This is a genomic window from Nocardia sp. NPDC003963, from assembly GCF_053605105.1.
The window spans coordinates 41,361-61,021 of the sequence record NZ_JBSGIP010000011.1; the positions used below are offsets into that span (position 1 = coordinate 41,361).

20 protein-coding genes are annotated in these 19,661 nt (G+C 68.5%); 13 read left to right on the forward strand and 7 right to left on the reverse strand.

Annotated elements, in window-relative coordinates:
• Positions 1–32 precede the first annotated feature (32 nt).
• The 3 genes from ACWEWT_RS19755 to ACWEWT_RS19765 form a co-directional block, all read right to left on the reverse strand.
• Positions 33–827, reverse strand: a complete 795-nt coding sequence (locus ACWEWT_RS19755) for an ABC transporter ATP-binding protein (RefSeq protein WP_452561042.1) — start codon at positions 825–827, stop codon at positions 33–35.
• 76 nt (positions 828–903) lie between these two features.
• On the reverse strand, positions 904–1,983 hold the full coding sequence (locus ACWEWT_RS19760) for a FecCD family ABC transporter permease (RefSeq protein WP_452560810.1): 1,080 nt from the start codon (positions 1,981–1,983) through the stop codon (positions 904–906).
• Complete coding sequence (locus tag ACWEWT_RS19765) at positions 1,980–3,011, reverse strand: FecCD family ABC transporter permease (RefSeq protein ID WP_452560812.1); 1,032 nt, start codon at positions 3,009–3,011, stop codon at positions 1,980–1,982. The genes ACWEWT_RS19760 and ACWEWT_RS19765 overlap by 4 nt, the downstream gene beginning before the upstream one ends.
• Positions 3,012–3,581: 570 nt before the next feature.
• On the opposite strand from ACWEWT_RS19765, the gene ACWEWT_RS19770 reads away from it, so the two are divergent.
• From ACWEWT_RS19770 to ACWEWT_RS19785, 4 genes are all read left to right on the forward strand, one after another.
• Positions 3,582–4,226 (forward strand): MspA family porin, encoded by a 645-nt coding sequence (locus tag ACWEWT_RS19770; RefSeq protein WP_452560814.1) that lies wholly within the window; start codon positions 3,582–3,584, stop codon positions 4,224–4,226.
• 62 nt (positions 4,227–4,288) lie between these two features.
• Positions 4,289–4,951 carry an MspA family porin gene (locus ACWEWT_RS19775; RefSeq protein ID WP_452560816.1) on the forward strand — a complete coding sequence of 221 codons (663 nt, stop codon included), beginning with the start codon at positions 4,289–4,291 and terminating at the stop codon, positions 4,949–4,951.
• Positions 4,952–5,088: 137 nt separating this feature from the next.
• Positions 5,089–5,631: a YaeQ family protein gene (locus tag ACWEWT_RS19780; RefSeq protein WP_452560818.1), complete on the forward strand. Its 543-nt coding sequence runs from the start codon at positions 5,089–5,091 to the stop codon at positions 5,629–5,631.
• Positions 5,632–5,734: 103 nt separating this feature from the next.
• The gene (locus ACWEWT_RS19785; protein WP_452560819.1) at positions 5,735–6,187 is read left to right on the forward strand and encodes an SgcJ/EcaC family oxidoreductase; all 453 of its coding nucleotides are present in this window, start codon (positions 5,735–5,737) and stop codon (positions 6,185–6,187) included.
• Here ACWEWT_RS19785 and ACWEWT_RS19790 read toward each other — a convergent pair whose 3' ends face one another.
• Both ACWEWT_RS19790 and ACWEWT_RS19795 read right to left on the reverse strand, forming a co-directional pair.
• Positions 6,188–6,847 (reverse strand): response regulator, encoded by a 660-nt coding sequence (locus ACWEWT_RS19790; protein WP_452560821.1) that lies wholly within the window; start codon positions 6,845–6,847, stop codon positions 6,188–6,190.
• Positions 6,844–7,857: a histidine kinase gene (locus tag ACWEWT_RS19795; RefSeq protein WP_452560822.1), complete on the reverse strand. Its 1,014-nt coding sequence runs from the start codon at positions 7,855–7,857 to the stop codon at positions 6,844–6,846. The genes ACWEWT_RS19790 and ACWEWT_RS19795 overlap by 4 nt, the downstream gene beginning before the upstream one ends.
• A gap of 175 nt (positions 7,858–8,032) precedes the next feature.
• On the opposite strand from ACWEWT_RS19795, the gene ACWEWT_RS19800 reads away from it, so the two are divergent.
• Genes ACWEWT_RS19800 through ACWEWT_RS19810 form a run of 3 tightly spaced genes read left to right on the forward strand, consistent with a single transcriptional unit; the run spans position 8,033 to position 10,113 of the window.
• Positions 8,033–8,308, forward strand: coding sequence for a hypothetical protein (locus tag ACWEWT_RS19800; RefSeq protein ID WP_452560824.1), 276 nt, complete (start codon positions 8,033–8,035; stop codon positions 8,306–8,308).
• Complete coding sequence (locus tag ACWEWT_RS19805) at positions 8,305–8,802, forward strand: CBS domain-containing protein (RefSeq protein ID WP_452560826.1); 498 nt, start codon at positions 8,305–8,307, stop codon at positions 8,800–8,802. The genes ACWEWT_RS19800 and ACWEWT_RS19805 overlap by 4 nt, the downstream gene beginning before the upstream one ends.
• Before the next feature lie 27 nt (positions 8,803–8,829).
• On the forward strand, positions 8,830–10,113 hold the full coding sequence (locus ACWEWT_RS19810; protein WP_452560827.1) for an SLC13 family permease: 1,284 nt from the start codon (positions 8,830–8,832) through the stop codon (positions 10,111–10,113).
• 13 nt (positions 10,114–10,126) lie between these two features.
• On the opposite strand, the gene ACWEWT_RS19815 is transcribed toward ACWEWT_RS19810, so the two are convergent.
• Positions 10,127–11,551 (reverse strand): NtaA/DmoA family FMN-dependent monooxygenase, encoded by a 1,425-nt coding sequence (locus ACWEWT_RS19815; protein WP_452560828.1) that lies wholly within the window; start codon positions 11,549–11,551, stop codon positions 10,127–10,129.
• Positions 11,552–11,869: 318 nt separating this feature from the next.
• On the opposite strand from ACWEWT_RS19815, the gene ACWEWT_RS19820 reads away from it, so the two are divergent.
• Positions 11,870–12,853, forward strand: a complete 984-nt coding sequence (locus ACWEWT_RS19820; RefSeq protein ID WP_452560830.1) for a helix-turn-helix transcriptional regulator — start codon at positions 11,870–11,872, stop codon at positions 12,851–12,853.
• Positions 12,854–12,909: 56 nt separating this feature from the next.
• Here the strand turns inward: ACWEWT_RS19820 and ACWEWT_RS19825 are convergent, their stop codons facing one another.
• Positions 12,910–14,334 carry a WGR domain-containing protein gene (locus tag ACWEWT_RS19825; RefSeq protein WP_452560831.1) on the reverse strand — a complete coding sequence of 475 codons (1,425 nt, stop codon included), beginning with the start codon at positions 14,332–14,334 and terminating at the stop codon, positions 12,910–12,912.
• Positions 14,335–14,545: 211 nt separating this feature from the next.
• Here ACWEWT_RS19825 and ACWEWT_RS19830 point away from each other — a divergent pair, with 211 nt between their 5' ends.
• The 5 genes from ACWEWT_RS19830 to ACWEWT_RS19850 all read left to right on the forward strand — a co-directional run bounded on the left by ACWEWT_RS19830 (position 14,546) and on the right by ACWEWT_RS19850 (position 19,653).
• A complete protein-coding gene (locus ACWEWT_RS19830) occupies positions 14,546–15,715 on the forward strand; it encodes an NAD(P)/FAD-dependent oxidoreductase (protein WP_452560833.1) in 1,170 nt (389 codons plus the stop codon).
• Between the two features lie 101 nt (positions 15,716–15,816).
• Entirely contained in the window at positions 15,817–16,761 is a 945-nt protein-coding gene (locus ACWEWT_RS19835; protein ID WP_452560835.1) for a TIGR03564 family F420-dependent LLM class oxidoreductase, read from the forward strand.
• Positions 16,762–17,006: 245 nt separating this feature from the next.
• Positions 17,007–17,807 carry an ABC transporter permease gene (locus ACWEWT_RS19840; protein WP_452561043.1) on the forward strand — a complete coding sequence of 267 codons (801 nt, stop codon included), beginning with the start codon at positions 17,007–17,009 and terminating at the stop codon, positions 17,805–17,807.
• Positions 17,804–18,868, forward strand: a complete 1,065-nt coding sequence (locus ACWEWT_RS19845; RefSeq protein ID WP_452560837.1) for a taurine ABC transporter substrate-binding protein — start codon at positions 17,804–17,806, stop codon at positions 18,866–18,868. Before ACWEWT_RS19840 ends, ACWEWT_RS19845 begins: the two co-directional genes overlap by 4 nt.
• A complete protein-coding gene (locus tag ACWEWT_RS19850; RefSeq protein ID WP_452560839.1) occupies positions 18,865–19,653 on the forward strand; it encodes an ABC transporter ATP-binding protein in 789 nt (262 codons plus the stop codon). The genes ACWEWT_RS19845 and ACWEWT_RS19850 overlap by 4 nt, the downstream gene beginning before the upstream one ends.
• The last annotated feature ends 8 nt before the right edge of the window (positions 19,654–19,661 follow it).

Here is a 19,661-nt window from a genome sequence, read left to right on the forward strand (position 1 = left end):
CCCCGTAGGAGGCCCTCCCCGGTTCGCCTCGTTCAGCCCGCCCGCACCGCCTGCTCGGCCAGCGGAACGACCAGCGGAGCACCGGTTTCGGGGTCGTCGATGACCCGGCAACCCAGGTCGAAAACTTTCTGCACCAGTTCGGCGGTGACGATCTCACGCGGCGCCCCGGCCGCGACCACCGCGCCGTCGCGCATGGCGATCAGATGATCGGCGTAGCGGAACGCGTGGTTCAGATCGTGCAGCACCGCCACGATCGTCCGGCCGGTCTCCCGATTCAGTTCGCGGCACAGGTCCAGCAGCTGGATCTGGTGGGCGATATCGAGGAAGGTCGTCGGTTCGTCGAGCAGGACGATCGGTGTCTCCTGGGCGAGCACCATCGCGATCCACACCCGCTGCCGCTGGCCGCCGGACAATTCGTCGACCAGGCGCCCCGAGAGATCGGAGACACCGGTGGCCGCCATGGCCGCGGCGACGGCCTCCTCGTCACGGCGCGACCACTGCCGGATCAGCGACTGGTGCGGATAGCGCCCCCGGGCCACCAGATCGGCGACCCGGATACCCTCCGGCGCGGTCGAGGTCTGCGGCAGCAGTCCGATCCGCCGGGCGACCTCCTTGGCCGGATAGCTGCCGATCTGCTTACCGTCGAGCAGTACCGCACCGGATTCGGGGGCCAGCAGTCGCGACAGCGCCCGGAGCAGAGTGGATTTACCGCAGGCGTTCGGACCGATGATGACGGTGAAAGTACCGTCGGGGATATCCACGGTCAGCTCGTCGCTGATGACCCTGCCGCGATAGCCCAGCCGTAGGCGGTCGGCCCGCAGCCGCACCCCGGACCCGGCGCCCGCCGCCGCTCCGGTCTCGTCGCCGGCGCTGTGCTGGAGTTTTTCGTTCACGATGATTTCCTCAGTTCCGTCGAGCCTCGGCTACCAGCAGATAGGCCAGATACGCGCCGCCGATCGAGGCGGTCACCACCCCGACCGGCACACTGGTGGGCGCGAACAGCCGCCGCGATATCCAGTCACAGGCCACCAGCAGCAGCGCTCCCATCGCCGCCGCGGGCAGTAACGCGGTCGTCGGTGTGCGGGCCAGGCGCCGGCCCAGTTGCGGTGCCGCGAGGGCGACGAAGGCGATCGGGCCCGCCACCGCGGTACCGACCGCCGTGAAGGCGACGCTGAGCACGGTCAGCACCAGCCGGGCCCGGCCCACCCGGATACCGAGCGCCCGGGCCGCGTCGTCACCCAGTTCGAGGACCTGCAGCCGGTACGCGGCGGGAATCACGGCGACGGCCAGGATCGCCAGCACGACCAGGGCCGGCCCGATCTCGTCCCAGGTGAGCCCGTCCAGCGTCCCGACACCCCAGGCGGCGGCCGACATCGCCTCGTCCAGATCGGCGCGCAGGATGAGCCAGGTGTTGATCGCGGCCATCATCGCGCCGACACCGATGCCGACGATGATCAGCCGGAATCCCTTGACGCTCTGCTGGAAGGCCAGCAGGAAGATCGCCAGCGCGGTGAGCAGTCCCCCGCCGACCGCCCCGGCCGCGGTGGCGTAGTAGCCGCCGCCGGACAGGATGACCAGCAGCGCGCCGGTATAGGCACCGGAGTTGAATCCGACGATATCCGGGCTGCCCAGTGGATTGCGGGTCACCGATTGCAGGATCGCGCCGCTGATCCCGAGCGCGGCGCCGAGAACGAGCGCCATGAGCACCCGGGGCAACCGCCATTCCCGCACGACCAGTTCGTCACCGCCCACCCCGGTGCCGAGCAGCGCCCGCAGCACCCGGTCCGGCGGGATGGCGAAATCGCCCGTGCCGAGAGCGAGCAGTGCGACCGCGCAGGCGGCGACCAGCAGAACGACCGTCACCACGAGGCCGCGCATCCCGAATCGGGTGGTGAAGCCGCGCAGCCGCAGTACCCGGACCGAACGGCCGAAGTCCACCGCCGAGTCGACGCCGACACGTGGCGCCTTGCGCACTGTCGTCACGACTGCCTCATCTCGGAGCGCCGGGCGAGCCAGATCAGCACCGGCGCCCCCAGGAAGGCGGTCACCACACCGGCGGACAGTTCGTCGGGCGGGATCGCGACCCGGCCGACCACATCCGCGCACAGCACCAGGGTGGGCGCCAGGATCAGCGAGTAGGCGACGATCCAGCGATTGTCGGGACCGACGATCCAGCGCGCGATATGCGGTACGGCCAGTCCCACGAAGGTGATCGGGCCGACCGCCGCCGTCGCGGTGCCACAGAGCAGGATCAGCGCGAGCGCGGTACAGGCCCGGGTGCGATCGACATGCACGCCCAGCGCACGGGCCAGATCGTCGCCCAGCGCGACGGCATTGAGCGAACGGGCGGCGACGAAGGCCAGGATCAGCCCGACCACGATGAAGGGGGTCGCCCCGGCGAGTACGTCGTAACCACGGCCGGTCAGCGCCCCGGCGTCCCACTGCCGCATCTGGTCGAAGGCGGTCGAGTTCAGCAGGATCAGCCCCTTGGTGACGCCGGTGAGCACAGCCGTCACCGCGACACCGGCCAGGGTGAGCCGAATCGGATCGGTCCCGCCGCGACCGACGGTTCCCAGCCGATACACCACCACCGAGACTACAGCGGCACCGGCGAACCCGAACCAGACATACGAGGAGATCCCGTCGGCCCCCAGATAGGCGACGGCGATCGCGATCGCGAAGGCAGCGCCGGCATTGATTCCGAGCAGGCCCGGATCGGCCAGCGGATTACGGGTCAGGCCCTGCATCAGACATCCCGCGACCCCCAGCGCGCTACCCGCGAGCAATCCGAGCAGCGTGCGGGGCAGGCGGTATTCGCTGATGATCAGGTCTTCCGGCGATCCATCGGGCGCCCGGAGTGCACTAATGATTTCCGTGATCGGAATATGGGTAACCCCGACCACAAGACTCAGTAAGCAGGCGATTACCAGAAAGATGATTGCCAGCAACCATCCAGACCACCTGCGGACACCCATATGTGTGTGGTATTCATAGGACGAACCGGCGGTCATGAGGCGGTGTCACATCCTCTGTGCATCGAATCGTCCCCTTCCCGGCCCGTATGACGTAGGTCACTGTCATCGCTCACAAAAATTGTTAGCAACCCTTTATAGTGAGCGAAGGCTAACCTAACTACAGACTGGCTGGCAACAGAATGCGCCGACACCGCACCCCCGGTGTCCGCGAACGGTGCTCGTCCCGACCGGGACGGGCGTCCGTCCGGCGCAACGACACACGAGCGAGAGGTGTGAGGGATGTGGACTCCGACGCTGCTGACGCCCCTGCCTGCCCTCCCCCTCGCCGCACAGTTTCCGGTCGAACCCGACCGGGTTGTAAGAAGATAGACAGGGATGAGGGATAGATGACGCAGCCATTCGTCACCTGATCGCCCAGGACGACGATCTGACACCGCCGGTGGACTTTTCGTAACCACCGGATTTCACCTGCGATTGGGCAGAACCCCCCGAACCGCGGTCTGCGCGCGTGCGCACGCGACCCGTGGATCACTGCTGCCGTTTTCGCCGGACGGCACCGTCCGGCCAGAAGACGGCGACAATTCGCAAAACCATGAGGGAACCACGATGAATATCAAGTCGATTGCTGCCACCGCGGCGATGACGGCGGCGGTACTGGGCGTCGCCGGAGGCATGGCGAGTGCCGACACCTTCGTGCCGCTGCCCGGCGGCGAGAAGCTCGGACCAGGCGTCAAGCTGAGCCGGGTCGACGAAAGCGCGATCATCTCACCGTCACTGTCGGCCAACGGCGCGGGCCGGGTGGCCTGGCTCAGCGGCCGCGTCTTCGCCGACGTCAGCCAAACCCCCGAGGGCACCCCCGGACCCTGGAAGGGCCCGACCAACGCCCCCGGAACCAACAACTCCTCCACCCACGGTGCCTCCCGCGTCAGCGCCGGATACATCGTCGGCTGCCAGGTCAGCATCGCCGACAACGCCATCTCCGCCGGCCTGTCCGCCAGCCTGTCCACCTCCAGCCTCGGCGCCAGCGGCTCGCTCGGCCTCAAACTCGGCCCCGGCGAAGTCAAATTCGTCAACGTCGAAGGCGTCGACATCCCCAAGCCCGGCGTCTACTGGGTCGACTACAAAGACGTCGAGATGAACATCGAAGGCTGCGCCGGATACGCCCAGGCCCGTTCCTACGCCGTCGTCGAGATCATCGGCGACCACTACTCGAAGACCACCCTGTACGGAGCTCCGTTCAGCATCGGCTGACGTCGTATCTGGTCGATCAAATCCGTCGCTGAACGGAATTCTCCTCCGAGAGGGAAACTGTCATGTCTGTCATCAAGAAAAGCGTCGTACGGGCCGCTAGCCTTGCCGCCGCCTCCGTCGCCGCGGTCGGCCTGTTCTCCACCGGCGCGGCCAACGCCGACACCTTCGTCCCGCTGCCGGGCGCCGAACTCAACCACACTCTGCCCAACGGGTTGAGCATCACCGCCCGCATCGCCAACGAATCGGCGACCATCAACCCGTCCATGGGTTCGACCCCGCTGCACCGCAATGCATGGGTCTCCGGTAGCGCACAGGTCGAGGTCCACGGTCCCCACAAGGGCACCAAGATCACCCCCGGCTACGTCGTGGGCTGCCAGGTCGATATCAGCGGCGGCGCCGCCAACGGCGGAGCCGGCCTCACCCAGTCCGGCGAGAACCTCAGCGGTAACCTCAGCTCCGGCGCCAACCTGACCCTCGGCCCGGGCCAGGCCACCTCGTTCCTGCTCCTCGATATCGAGAAGCCCGACGTCTACGGCGACGAAGGCCACACCTTCGCCATCAAATTCACCGGCAAAGACGGCTCGGTGACCTGGTCCGACTCCACCATCGGCCTCAACGGCTGCGCCGGATACGCCCAGGCCCGCTCCTTCGTTCGCGTCGAAACGACCACCGAACAGGGCATCTCCGAATTCCGCGTCTGGGGCCAGCCCTTCAGCATCGGCTGATACCCGGCGGACGAGCCGCTCCGGCTCGCACGTTCGACAGTGGCCCCGGCTTCCGAGCCGGGGCCACTGCTGGGCTCCGGGCCGAGCACCGGTGCCGCTGCGGCCGGGTCCGGGCGGCGGGCTAGGCTCGGCCCGTTATGGCTACCGGCGCGACTCTGCACACCGTCACCCTGCACCTGTCCGATATCGACCGGGGCGTCTATCAGGAGCTGGACCTGCGGATGGCCCGGCACCCGTCGGAGACCACGGAATTCCTGATCACCCGGCTGCTGGCCTACTGCCTCGAATACGAGGAGGGCATCACCTTCAGCGACGGCGGGGTGTCCTCCACCGACCAACCGGCGGTACTGGTCCGCGATCTCACCGGGCGGATCACCGCGTGGATAGAGGTCGGCGCACCCGACTCCGACCGGGTGCACCGCGGCAGCAAACTGGCCGAGCGGGTCGCGGTGTACACCCATCGCGACCCCGTCAAGGTGCTGGCACAGCTGACCGGTAAACGTATCCATCGGGCCGAGGCCATCCCCCTGGTCTCCTTCGATCGCGCCTTCGTCGACGCCGCGGCGGCAGCTCTGGAACGCCGCAACACCGCCACGGTGTCGGTGACCGAGCGGCAGCTCTATCTGGAACTCAACGGCACCTCGCTCAGTACGCCGATAGGCGAGCAGAATCTCGCCTAGGTGCGGCCCCGGACAGCCGCGGTCGCCCGCCGGGCGGCGGTCCCCCGGCCGTTCGGCACTCCACTCTTGACTTCAACTCCGGTTCAGGTTTCAGAGTGGTGGAATGTACGCAGCGGACGAGCGGAGCATCCGGGCCACTCTGGCAGCCCATACCGACCTGTGGGTGCGCCACGAGATGCACCAGTGGGGAACCTATTTCACCGAGGACTCGGATTTCATCACCCACCGGGGGATCTGGTGGCGGTCGCGGGCGGCGAATATCCAGGGACATCTGGACGTGCCCGAATCGGTGCTCCGGCAGAAGCGCGATTACACCCAGGAGATCGTCACGATCGACGAGCTCGCACCCGGGGTCGCACTGGTACACACTCGCTGGAGCTGGCCCGGCCACACGCTGCCCGGCACGGACACTGCCGAGGATCGGTACGGATTCATCACCCTCGTCCTGGTCCGTCGCGACGGCCGCTGGCTCATCCGGGCCGCCCACAACACACGGGCGAACGGCCTGGACGATTTCGCCCCCGACCGGACCGCCGTCGCGGACCGACCACCGTGATCAGGGCTCGATGAGTCCCGCCCGGATGGCGTAGCGGGTCAGTTCCAGCCGGTCACGCAGTCCCAGTTTCTGCAGGATATTGGCTCGGTGCCGATCCACGGTCTTCACACTGATGACCAGATCGTTGGCGATCTCGCGCGAGGAATAGCCCTCGGCGACGAGTTTGACGATCTCCTCCTCGCGCGGGGTGAGCAGACTGCGCGGCAGCGGCTCGTCCCGGTCGGCACGCTGCAACCAATCCCGGATCAGCGAGTTCACCGCGCCCGGATACAGATACGATTCGCCGCGCAGGGTCGCCCGGCAGGCTTCGAGCAGATCGCGGTCGGCGACCGATTTCAGTACATAGCCGGAGGCCCCGACCCGCAGCGATTCGAAGAAATACTGTTCGTTGTCGTACATCGACAGCATCAGGATCCGTACCTCCGGTGCGACCCGGTGGATTTCGCGGGCCGCCTGGATCCCGGTCAGGCGCGGCATGGCGATATCCAGGATCGCGAGGTCGACGGGGATATGGCCGATCTGCTGCACCGCCTCGTGACCGTTGGCGGCCTCGGCGACGACGGTCAGATCGGGTTCGGCGTCCAGGATCATCCGCAGCCCGGAACGGACCAGCGCGTGATCGTCGGCGAGCAGGACTCGGGCCACAGCCGGGGTCGTCACGGCATACTCCTTTCGCCCCGATACGGAACGTCGAGGCAGACGTCGGTGCCGTGTCCGGGCGGCGATTCGATGGTGAGGGTCGCGTTCACCAGCAGTGCGCGCTCCCGCATCCCCCGGATACCCGAACCGTCCTCGGACACACCACCGCGACCGTCGTCGGAAACCCGCAGTACCAGCGAGTCGCCGCGCACGCGCAGGCTCAGCCCGACCCGGCGCGCATCGGCGTGCCGGGCGATATTGGTCAGGCTCTCCTGGGCCACCCGGTAGCAGACGAGTTCGATATCCGGTGCCAGCCGCGACAGATTCCGGTCGACGTCACGGGTCACCCCGATCCCGGCCGTCGAGCTGAATTCGCTGCACAGCGCGCTCAACGCACTGGACAGGCCGAGATCGTCGAGCACATCGGGGCGTAGCCGCCGCGCGATTCCGCGCACCTCGTCCAGGCAGGACCGCACGGTTTCCTGCGCGCCGTGCAGGACGTCCACCACATCCGCGGGGGCACGGTCGGCGGCCCGTTTCATCGACAGCAGCGCCACCGTCAGGCTCTGGCCGATCTCGTCGTGCAGTTCCCGGGCGATCCGCCGGCGCTCGCCCTCCTGCGCGGCCAGCGCGGACGCACTGGCCGCCGCCCGTTCGGATTCGAGCCGTTCGACCATCGCGTTGAACGAGTCGATCACCAGGGACAGGTCACCGTTGCCCCGGTCGTCGAGCCGGCCGCTGCGGCGCAGCGGGTCCACCCGGCGCATGGAGACGACCAGCTGGTCCAGCGGCGCCAGGCTGGAGCGCAGCAGGAAAGCGTTGGCGGCCAGGATCACCACGAGACCCACCGCCAGCACCGGGATCTCGGTGAGCCGTACCCGGGACGAGACCGTCGCGGGCGATACCGCCAGTACCAGGGTGCCGAGCGTGAACACGAGCCCGTTGATGAGGAAGATCCGCCGGAACAGCGCGTCGACCGGAGTCCGGGTATGCCGCCGGAACAGGCCGTTACCACTATCCGGACGGTCCATGACCTCAGTGTGGCCGTCGACGCGCGGGCTGTCCATGGGGCGTGACACCCATCTTCGGGCCGGACCGCTACACAGCCTCGGCCACCGGAGATGGGTAACGGCACCGATGGCCGGTGATACCCCCGCTCGCCGAGACTGGGACGGGAGACAACCAGCCGCGGGAGGAGCGTTCGACGTGGATATCGACCGCGGCACCATACCCGGGCAGGGCACGGTGCACCATCTGCTGACCCGCAGTGGTGACCGGTTCGCACTGGTCACCGGCACCGACGGCGGGAAGCATATCCACGTCTACCGCACCGCCCGCGACGAGCCCGTCCAGTCCATCGCATTGGCGTCCGACGAAGCCGATCAGCTCGCCGAACTGCTGCACAGCAGACCGCTCCCCGACCGAGTGGCCCGGCTGGAACGGCTGATGGACCAACTCACCGGCGACAGGTCGCGACCATGACCACCCTCTCCCCGCACGCGCGACGGGATCACCCGATGCAAGCACACGAGATCGCCGTCCAGCTGCCGACCGTCCGCACCGGCGACCCCGTCGCCAAGGCTATGCGGCTGATGGTGGTCAACCGGTTACCCGGCCTCATCGTGGTCGACGGCGCCGGGCGGCCCGTGGCGGTGCTACCCGGTACGCAGGTACTGCGACTGGCGATACCCGCCTCCTATCAGAACGATCCCGCGCTCGTCCGCACCATCGACGAACTGCACGCCGAACTGTTCTGGCGCGAACCCGGCGATCTGACCGTCGGCGATTGCCTGCCCGAACACGCGCCGCGGCCCGCCGTGGTGCACCGCGACGCCACCCTGCTCGAGATCGCCGCGCTGATGGCACAGCGGCACAGTCCCCTGGTCGCGGTGGTCGATCGCGCCTACTCCCTGATCGGCGGTATCACCCTCGAACGGCTGCTGATCAGCCTGGCCGTCGCCGGCCCCGACGACTGATCCGCCGGGTGCTGGGGAGGTGAGTCGATGAGCCAGATCCTGGCGGTCACGGTGTTCGTCGGGGCGTTCTGGTTCATCGCCACCGAACGCGCGGACAAAGTGAAAGTGGTGCTGGTCGCCGCGGGACTGATGACCGTTCTCGGTCTCGTGCCCGGCGAGGAGGTCTTCTACAACCCGCACGTCGGCATCGACTGGAACGTCATCTTCCTGCTGCTCGGCATGATGATCATCGTCGGCGTCGTCAAGCACACGGGTCTGTTCGACTTCCTGGCCATCTGGGCCGCCAAACGCTCACGCGGCAGCCCGTTCCGGCTGATGGTGATGCTGATGATCATCACCGCGGTCGCCTCACCACTTCTCGACAACGTCACCATCATCATGCTGGTCGCGCCGGTCACCATCGTGGTGTGCGGCCGGCTGGGTTTCGCCCCGCAACCCTTCCTGATCGCCGAGGTGCTGGCGGCCAATATCGGCGGTGCGGCGACGCTGGTGGGCGATCCGCCCAACATCATCATCGGCAGCCGGGCGGGTCTGAGTTTCAACGATTTCCTACTGCACATGGCTCCGGCCGTCGCCGTGATCTTCGCGCTGTTCGTACTGTTCACCCGCTGGCTGTTCCGGGCGCATCTGCGGGAACGCTCCGAACATATCGAGACCGTGGCGGCGCTGCAGGAACGCCGTGCCATCACCGATCCGCGCCTGCTCACCCGGGCACTGCTCGTACTGGCGGGAGTCGTGGTGGGTTTCGGCCTGCATTCGCTGCTGCATGTGGCACCCTCGATCATCGCGCTGGTGGGGGCGGGTGCGATGGTGCTGATCTCCCGGCTCGATATCGGCGATATCCTGCGCGAAGTGGAATGGGGGACGCTGGTCTTCTTCATGGGCCTGTTCGTGATGGTCGCCGGACTCGTCCACACCGGTGTCATCGCCCTTCTCGGCGATGCCGCGGTCGCCGCCTTCGGCGACAATCCGCTGTTCGCCTCCGCGGTACTCGTCTTCGGTTCCGCCGTCGTGGCCGCCTTCATCGACAACATCCCCTATACGACCACCATGGCGCCGGTGGTCGAGGGTCTGGTCGATCAGACCACCGATCACGGACAGGGCCGGGCACTGTGGTGGGCGTTCGCCTTCGGCGCCGATTTCAGTGGTAACGGCACCGCGGTCGCCGCGAGCGCCAATGTGGTGGCGCTCGATATCGCCCGGCGGGCCGGGCACCGGATCACCTTCTGGCAGTTCACCCGATACGGAATCGTGGTCACCGCGCTCAGCTGTGTGCTCGCCTGGATCTACGTGGCGGTCCGCTACTTCTGAACTGTCCCGGCGGCTACACCGCCACCTGATCGGCCTCCGAATCCGGCAGCGGCGGAAGTTCCAGATTCTCGGGCCGACCGCAACCCGGACCGGGTCGCGGGTGTGGTGTCGGTCGATGGCGCGGTTCCTTGGGGGCTGACCGGCGAGGAGAATCGGGAGCGAATCCGGCGCGGCGGAAGGTGGCACCGAGGTAGTCGGAGCCGACGATATCGCGGCGGCGCAGCTCCGGTAGCAGCCCGTTGGTGACGAAATCACGGGTGCGCGGATCGTCGAGGCCGCCGACGGTGACGATATCGAGAACACCCGCGCGATAGCGTTCCTCGATGGCGTCGGCCAATTGTTCCGGTGTACCCGCGGCCGACCAGTGACCGGTGTGGCGTGCTTCCAGAATCAGTTCGCGCAGGGTACGCCCGGAGGCCGCCAGGCGGGCGAAGATCTCCACCCGGCCGCGCCTGCGGTGTACCGAATCCAGCTCGGGCAGCAGAGTTTCCGGGAGCGGCCGGTCCAGCGGGAGATCGCCGAGATCCACACCGCCGCCGAACATATCCGCGAGCAACCGGCGACCCGCGTCGAAATCGTAGGACTCCTCCTGTTCGCGGACCAGCCGCGCGGCCTCGGCTTCGGTGGCGCCGTAGGTGGCGTGCAGGGAACTGAAGATGTAGGGCAGTCCCTCGGCACGGCCCAGTTCCCGGGCGCGGGCCCGGATCCCGCGGGTATAGGCGAGCGCGTCGTCGAACGTGGTGAGCGAGGTGAACACCGCTTCGGCGTAACGGGCGCCGAGTTCCACTCCGCCCGCCGACTGGCCCGCCTGGAACTGCACCGGCCGCCGCTGTGGCAGCGGTGGGATGTTCAGCGGACCGCGCACGGTGAAATGGTCGCCCCGGTAATCGATCGGCCGGACCCGGCCCGGATCGAGTACGGCACCGCCACGGCCGTCCGGCGTGAGCGCGCCCCGGCCCCACGAATCGAAGAGGGCGTGCGTCACTGCCAGTGATTCCGCCGCCCGCGCATACCGCTGCTCCGGGCTCGGCAGCTCCTGATCGCCGTAGTTCTCTTCGCCGAGCGAAGAGGTCACCGCGTTCCAGGCGGAACGCCCGTTGCTCACATGATCCAGTGTGCCGAACAGCCGCGCCAGGTTGTAAGGGTGGTGAAAGGTGGTGGTGACGGTGGCGATCAAGCCGATACGCGTCGTCACCGAACTCAATGCCGAGAGATAGATCAGCGGCTCCTGCGCTCCGATCGCGCCCTGGGCGCCGAAGCTGAGCAGATCGGCGGCGAAGAGCGCGTCGATCCGGTGTTCCTCGGCGATCTTCGCGACGGCGATCGCGGTATCCAGTGTCGAACGGGCCGGATCCACGGCCGCCGCGTAGATATCGGTGCCGCCACTGACTCCGGTGACCGTTTTGAGATGCCGTCGAGGTCTGCTGCGCGATACCACCTTCCGACGATAAGCCGCTGTTGGGAGCACCGGACAGCCTTGCGCTCAGCATGATTCCGGCCCGCGCCGCGAGACAGTTACCGGGCGGCCCCGTGACCCCCCCTTCGGATCACGGGAGCGCCCGGGTAACGGCACCTCCACCTCCGGCCCACCCCGGAACGGACAGCGTCGGCCGACCGGCGAACCCCATGGCCGAGTTCACCTCGCGACCGCCGCCGGGCGGCGGGCGCGGTATCTCCAAATTAGGTGCGGCAGAACGACGCCGCCGCCGAGATTTTGTACGATCAACGGTGGATTTCTGCACAGCAGGGGGTTTCGGTGGCGGCGGACGGGTACGAGGTGAGCGCGCTGTCCACGGCGAGTGCCGACCGTAAGGAACGCCCCGAACTGTGGGGCGCCCATGTGCACGAGATGCAGGGGCGGTTCACCATCGATTTCGGTAACGTCGAGGATTTCCTCGGATCCACCGAATTCCAGCGCTTCGGCGACTACGCCCTGGTCGAATTCGCCTCCGATCTCATCGAGTACCGCCGCACCGCACGGCATACCGCCGGTGACGACGGTGCGAGCGCCCGGCTCGTCACTCCCATCCAAGGGAATATCACCCTGGCGCAGCGGCGCGACAGCGTCGAGCTGGCGCCCGGCTCGGTCGGCCTGTTCCGGATGGATGTGCCGATGGCGATGGCGATGGCGCACGCGAGCGGGACCCGGGCCCTGATCCTCACGATCCCGGACGGTGTGGTCACCCGGCGGCTGACCGATCGGGCACCGCTGCTGATGGAGCGGCAGCGTCCGCTGGTGTCGATGTTCACCAGTCATCTGAGCCAGCTGGCCGCCCACCGCGACGTGCTGACGTGCCGCGAGTTCGTGCAGGGTATCGAGGTCCTGTTCCACCTGCTGGAATGTGTACTCGACAACGGCCGCCCGGACCGGTCGGCCGATTACGCGCACACCGCGGACAGGGCGTTGCGCTATATCGTCCGGTACTCCGACGATCCGGCCCTGACCCCGGCAGCGCTCGCCGCGGCGCTCAACTGTTCGCTCAGTTATCTCCACAAGGCCCTCGAAACCGCGGACACCACACCGGGACGGCTGCTGCGCACCATCCGGATGGAGCGGGCGCGGGACCGGTTACGCGACCCGACCCCGCGCACCGTCGAGGAAATCGCCTACCGATCCGGTTTCCGCTCGACCTCGGCGTTCCGCCAGAACTTCACCAGGCATTTCGGGATGACACCCGGCCGGATGCGGGAGAGCTTCGGATCCACCGGCGTGATCCCCCGCCCACCCCGCTCGACGTAGTTCCGGGGCCGCCGGCAGCGCGCCGGATTCGGATCGCGCAGCACCCGATCGCCCGCTCAGTTCAATCGACGGATATCCCCGCGCACCCGGTAGAACCCGCCACGCGCCGATTCCGCCACCCCGTCGACCACATAGCGGGTGCCGGCCTGCCGGATATCCCGGGGGAACTGCACATTCCATTCCCGCCGGTAGCCCGGCGATACGATATGGACCCGCAACCGCCCGCCCACATCGATACATTCCACGACCACACCGCCACCGGCATCGGTGACCACTTCCACGGTGCTGCTGGGCACCACCGGAGCGAGCGGGGGCGCCTTCACCGAGACCGTCCGCGGCAGCACTCCCTGCTCGGCGTCGCGGACCGCGGTTTCGCTCACATCGAGACAGGCCAAAGTTCCGGCGGTGGTGACCAGGTACAGCCGATCGTCGTGGTACTGCATCGAATAGGCCGAACCGCAGCCGGTGCCGAGTTTCCAGAGCCTGCGGCCGTCGGCGTCGAAGCAGTACACCGAGGAGTAGTTGTCCCCGGCGAAGACATAGCGCCCGTCCGGGGAGGCCGCACAGGAATAGACCGCGGCGTCGCATTGGAAGGTCCGGTCGGCGTCGCCGCCCTTGCCCAGCATCCGCACCTGGTTACGGGCGGTACCGGCGTACACCGCATCGGCTTCCTGCCAGCCGAACAGGACGGCGCCGCCGGTGCCCCGGTGCCACTGATGGTTGCCGGTACCCAGATCGTATTTCGTGACCCCGCCCGAATGTCCGTGGTACACCCCGTCCGCGTCGATCCGCACCATCCAGCCCGAATCCCCGTCGCTGCGCCGGGCCCACAGCGATTCCTCCTCATGGTCGATCACGGTGAGACCGCCCTGGACATCGGAGACACCGAGAATGCCGTCGTGGATATCGAGCCAGTAGATATCGACATCGGCGGCGATATCGTAGGCCGCCCGCGGCACTTTGCCCGACAGGTCGTAGACCCGGCCGTCGTCGCAACCCGCGTAGATCCAGAAATCGTCGGCGACGATACATTTCACCGAGTTCGGCAGCCGGAACCGCCCGGTGACCTCGCCCGCCGGGGTGAGCGTGAAGACATCTCCGCTCTCGTTGCCCACCCAGCAGCGTTCGGCGTCGATGAAGATACCGAACGCCGCGGCACCCGAATCGAAGGTCCACAGCACCGGCGCGGTGCGCGCGGTGGAGCGACCGCTGGTGATCGCCCGCCGGGTGACCGGCCGTGCCGCCCGCGCACCCGCGACCGCGGGGGTATAGCCCTTGCGGACCTTCTCACCGATCTTCTTCTGCGCGGCCGCCTGCGCCTTCTGCGGGTCGGCGAAGGAACTGACCTTGCTCTGTCCCTGGTCGCCGATCCGGCCGTACCGGATGGTCACCTGGGTGCCGGCCACGGCGACCTCGTAGAACTTGTGCGCCGACCCTCCCTCTTCGGACAGTTCGAGATAGGTGGTGTTCGCCGTGGTCATACTGATCCCGCTCGTCGTCGTTGTGCTTCGACGCGAAAATTAGCAAGCGGCACCGACATACGGAACACCTTCGGGGCGGCCCCGGCGGCACGGGATGGACCGATCCGGTCGCCCACCCGCGCAGATATCCCGGAGACGCTGCTCACACCCCGTTACGAACCACCGGCCGGTCTCGTCCGAGGGGGCAGGAACCCGAGAGAACGGAGCCACCATGCCCCACCAGCGCACCCATGTGGTCGTGATCGGCGGCGGATACGCCGGAACCCTGGCCGCCAACCGGCTGCGCCGACGGCCGGATCTCGAGATCACCCTGGTGAACCCGCGCCCGGAGTTCGTCGAACGCATCCGGTTGCATCAGCTCGTCGCCGCGACGGGCACCGCGACCGCCGGATACGATGCACTGCTCGGCGACGGGGTCCGGCTACTGGTCGATTCCGCCACCCGTATCGATACCGCGGCCCGTACGGTCCACCTCGCCGCCGGCGCCACGCTCGGCTACGACTACCTCGTCTATGCGGTGGGCAGCACCGCGGCCGTGGGATCGGCGGTACCCGGTGCCACCGAATTCGCCTATCCGCTGGCCGAGCTCGACGAGGCCCGGCGACTGCGCGAGGCGCTCCGGCGAGCAGCCGCGGACGCGCCCGTCACCGTCGTGGGCGCCGGTCTGACCGGGCTCGAAACGGCCACCGAACTCGCCGAACAGGGCCGGACGGTCCGGTTGATCTGCGGTGGGGTCCTGGCCCCGGCGCTCAGCGCCCCGGGACGCCGTTCGGTGGCCGCGCGACTGCGCCGGCTGGGTGTGGAGATCCGCGACACCGCGGTTGTCACCGAGGTGCGCTCCGATGCCGTCGTAGTGGACGACGGCACCGTGCTGCCCAGCGCGGTGACCATCTGGACCGTCGGTTTCGGGGTCCCCGGCCTGGCCCGCGTCAGCGGTCTGAGCACCGACGCGCTCGGGCGGTTGCGCACCGACGAAACCCTCACCAGCGTCGACGACGACCGGGTGGTCGCGGCCGGCGACGCCGCGGGGCCGTCGGGACAGCCGCTGCGGATGAGCTGCCAGGCGGCGATTCCGCTGGGTGCGCAGGCCGCCGATACCGTGCTGAGCCGGCTCGCCGGGGCGACGCCCGCACCCATCGATCAGGCGTTCGTCGGTTCGTGTGTCAGCCTGGGCCGTCGCGGGGCCGTCGTCCAGCTCGCCCATCGCGACGACACCCCGGTGAACGCCTTCCTCGGGGGCCGGATCGCGGCGACCGTCAAGGAGTCGATCTGCAAGGGGACGCTGTGGCAGATCCGGCGCGAGCGGAAGAAGCCCGGCTCGTCGATCTGGTTGAAGGGCGGCCGGAAGGCCCGGGTAGCGCAGGCGGCCGCCCGGTCGTGAATCCCGCCGGGGTATACCGGTGTCGAGGGTGGTTGTCTGCGTTCGGACTCACCGTGAATCCATCCGGAATACGCGGCGCCGCCGACGACGTTGGCGCCGGCATGCCTCTCAGCGCACCGATCGGAATCGCCCTCGGCCCCGCCCCCGGCGCATCGAACGCCGTCGACGACGTGATCGCGCGAGCCCGCCTGCTCCAGCAGGCCGGGCTCGACCGGGCCTGGTTCGCGCAGCGGTTCGATTTCGATTCGCTGTCCCTGGCGGCGGTGGTCGGGGCGACCGTGCCCGGCCTGCACGTCGGTACCTCGGTGGTGCCGATCAATCCCCGGCACCCGCTGGTGGTCGCGAGCCAGGCGCAGACCGCGCACGCCGCCAGCCGGCGCCGCTTCACGCTCGGACTCGGCCTCGGCGCCCGCGCGCTCGAGGAACCGGCGTTCGGGATCACCACCGAGCGCCCGATCCGCCGGCTGCGTGAGTACCTGACGGTACTGCGCTCGGTACTCACTACGGGCACCGTCGATTTCACCGGCGAGACGGTCACCGCCGCACCCCCGCTGCCGGCCGCCGTGGCCGGTGGGGACGGCCCCGATATCGTCGTGGCGGCCATGGGCCCGCAGGCGCTGGCCGCCGCCGGTGAACTCGCCGACGGAATCGTGCCGTTCCTGGCGGGGCCGCGCACCCTGGACAGCGATATCGTGCCGCGAGTCGAACGCGCCGCGCGGGCCGCGGGCCGGCCGCGCCCCCGGGTGATCGCGGGCGTCGCGGTCGTGGTGACCGACGACCCCGATCGAGCCCGTGCCCGCGCCGCCGAACAGATGGCCTTCTACGACGCGATCCCCTCCTACCGCGCGGTCCTGGATCGCGAAGGTGTCGCCACCGCCGCCGAACTGGCCGTTATCGGCACCGAAGCCGAGGTCGAAACGCAATTGCGCCGCTACGTCGCGGCCGGCGCGACCGAACTGCTGGTCACCCAGACCGAACTCGGCGGCGCCGCGGACGAACTCACGACCTGGCGTTTCCTCGGCGCGTTCGGCGGTATTCCGGTCTGACCCCGGCCGCCGGATTTCGATCACGGCGCGCGCAAACCTGCCCGTGGGACTCCGGGGCCGGTACCGTCCCCACTTCCGCCGTTCGCCGTCGATCGGCTCGATGGCCCGGGCCGGGCGGAAGTGTGGTGTGTGGTGACCGACGTGGGCCGAATCCCCGGGGGTGCGCGGTGACCGCGACCGATCTCGAGCCGGACACCGGCGCCGGCGTACCGGCTCCGGTCGTACGCCGGAGCGGCTACCGGCGGGTGATCCGGCCGGTGGCGGCACGATTCGCCGCGCTCGTACTCGTACTCGTGCTCTGGGTCCTGGTCACCGCGGCCGGCCTGGTCGATCCCCTGTATCTGCCGCCGCCCGGCGCGGTCTGGGACGCGTTCGTACGCGCGAGCACCCGGCATCCGATCGCGCCGGGTGTGGACCGGACGGTGATCGGTGAACAGAACTACTACCTGTGGGAGCATCTGCTCGCCAGCCTGCAACGTATCGGCGCCGGGGTCGGGCTGGCGATCATGGCCGGACCGCTGACCGGGTTCGTGATGGGGATGCTGGCGCCGGTCCGGCTGCTCACCGAACCGATCCTGAACTTCCTGCGCGCGCTGCCCCCACTGGGCTATATCGGCCTGCTGATCGTCTGGTTCGGTATCGGTGACGTCTCCAAGATCTGGCTGCTGTTCCTCGCCGCGTTCCCGCCCATCGCGATCGCGACCCTGAACGGGGTCACCGGCGTCAAACAGGACTATCTGCACGCCGCCCGGTCGCTGGGCGCCGGCCGCGTCCAGGTGATCACCCGCGTCGTCCTGCCCGCGACCCTGCCGGAGGTCATCAGCGGTATCCGGATCGCCACCGCCTTCGCCTGGACCACCGTGGTCGCCGCCGAACTCAACAACGGTATTCCCGGTATCGGCGGACTGGCCTATATCTCCGGCACGCAGCTGGACACCCCGCTGACCATCGCCTGCATCATCGTGATCGGCTGCGCGGCACTGGTCCTGGACTCTCTGCTCAAACTGGCCGGCGATATCGCGGTCCCCTGGAAAGGCAAAGTATGAAGCGCACTCTTCGCACGGTGTCGGCGCTGGTCGTCGCCCTCGGCGTGGCCGCCGCCACGGCCGGCTGTGTCGAATCCGGACGCGGCGACAGCGGCGACGGCAACGGTGCGGCGTCCTGCCCGTTCGCCCCGGACACCGGCGTCACCGCGACGGCGCGTATCGCTTACCAGGCGATTCCCAACGCCGACCTGTACGTCAAGGACCGCGGCCTGCTCGAGGCGTGTCTGCCGAACGCGACGATCACCTGGAGCCAGTTCTCCTCCGGCGCCGATGTGGTGCAGGCGTTCGGCGCGGGCAGCGTCGATATCGGCACCCTCGGGTCCGCCCCGGCGACCAAGGCTGTCTCGGCCCCGCTGAACCTGCCGGTCCGCGTGTTGTGGATCCACGATGTGATCGGGAAATCGGAATCGCTGGTGGTCCGGGACGAATCGGTGACCTCGGTCGCGGGTCTGCGCGGTAAGCGGATCGCGACACCGTTCGGCAGTACCGCGCACTACAGCCTGCTCGCCGCGCTCGGCCGGGCCGGGCTGACCGATCAGGTGCAGCTGATCAATCTGCAGCCCGCCGCCATCCCCGGTGCGTGGTCCGGTGGTCAGATCGATGCCGCGTGGGTATGGGACCCCACCCTGTCCGAACTCACCGCGGCCGGGGGCACCGTGCTCACCTCCAGCGCGGAGACCGCGGCGCAGGGGGCCCCGACCTTCGACGTCGCCGCGGCGACCACCGCCTTCCTGGACCGGGACAGTGCCTTCGCGGCGGTATGGGCGAAGGTCCAGAACTATGCGATCGGACAGTTGCGCGACCATCCGGAGGAGGCCGCGGTATCGCTGGGCGCCCAGCTCGGGATCGCCCCGGAGCAGGTGCGGCCCCAGCTGGCCGGGTACACCTATCCGACCGCGGCCGAGCAGGCCGGACCGGAGTATCTGGGCGGTGATTTCGCCGGCGCCCTGCACAGCACCGCGAAATTCCTGCTGAGCCAGGGTGGTATCGAGGCGGTCGGCAATGCGCAGGCGTACGAGGACGCCCTCTACCCGGACGCGGCGCGGGCAGCGGCGCAATGACATCCACCGGCCGTCGGGTGACCCTGTCGTCGGTGACCATGAGCTACCCGGGTCCGGAAACACCGGCCCAGGTACTCGCGCCCACCGATCTGACCGTCGCGGACGGTGAATTCGTCTGTGTGGCCGGCCCGTCCGGCTGCGGTAAGACCACCCTGCTCAATATCCTCGCCGGATTCCTGGAACCCACCGCCGGCACGGTGCGGGTGGGTGGTGAACCGGTCACCGGGCCGGACCCCGCGCGCGGCGTCGTTTTCCAGCAGCCGACCCTCTACCCGTGGCTGTCCGTCCGGCAGAATGTCGAATTCGGTCCCCGGGCACGAGGGGTCGCCCGCGCCCGGCGGCAGGCCGAAGCGGACCGCCTGCTCGCCCTGGTCGGCCTCGACCATCTCGGTGACCGGCGCCCCTACGAACTGTCCGGTGGTCAGCAGCAGCGTGTCCAGATCGCCCGCGTACTGATCAACGATCCCCGGATCATCCTCATGGACGAACCCTTCGGGGCGCTCGATGCCCTCACCCGGGAGAAGTTGCAGGGCGAACTGCTGACGCTGTGGCGGGAACGCCGCAAAACCGTCTTCTTCGTCACCCACAGCATCGACGAGGCACTGCTGCTGGGCACCCGGGTGATCGTCATGGGTACCCGGCCGGGCCGGATCATCTACGACGAACCCACCGCCTTCAAAGCCGGCCTGGACGCCGCGGATTTCCCGGCGCTGCGCGCGGACCCCGGATTCACCGCGATGCGCGACGAGGTCGCCCGCCATATCTACACCGCGCACGCCGCCTGAAAGGATTT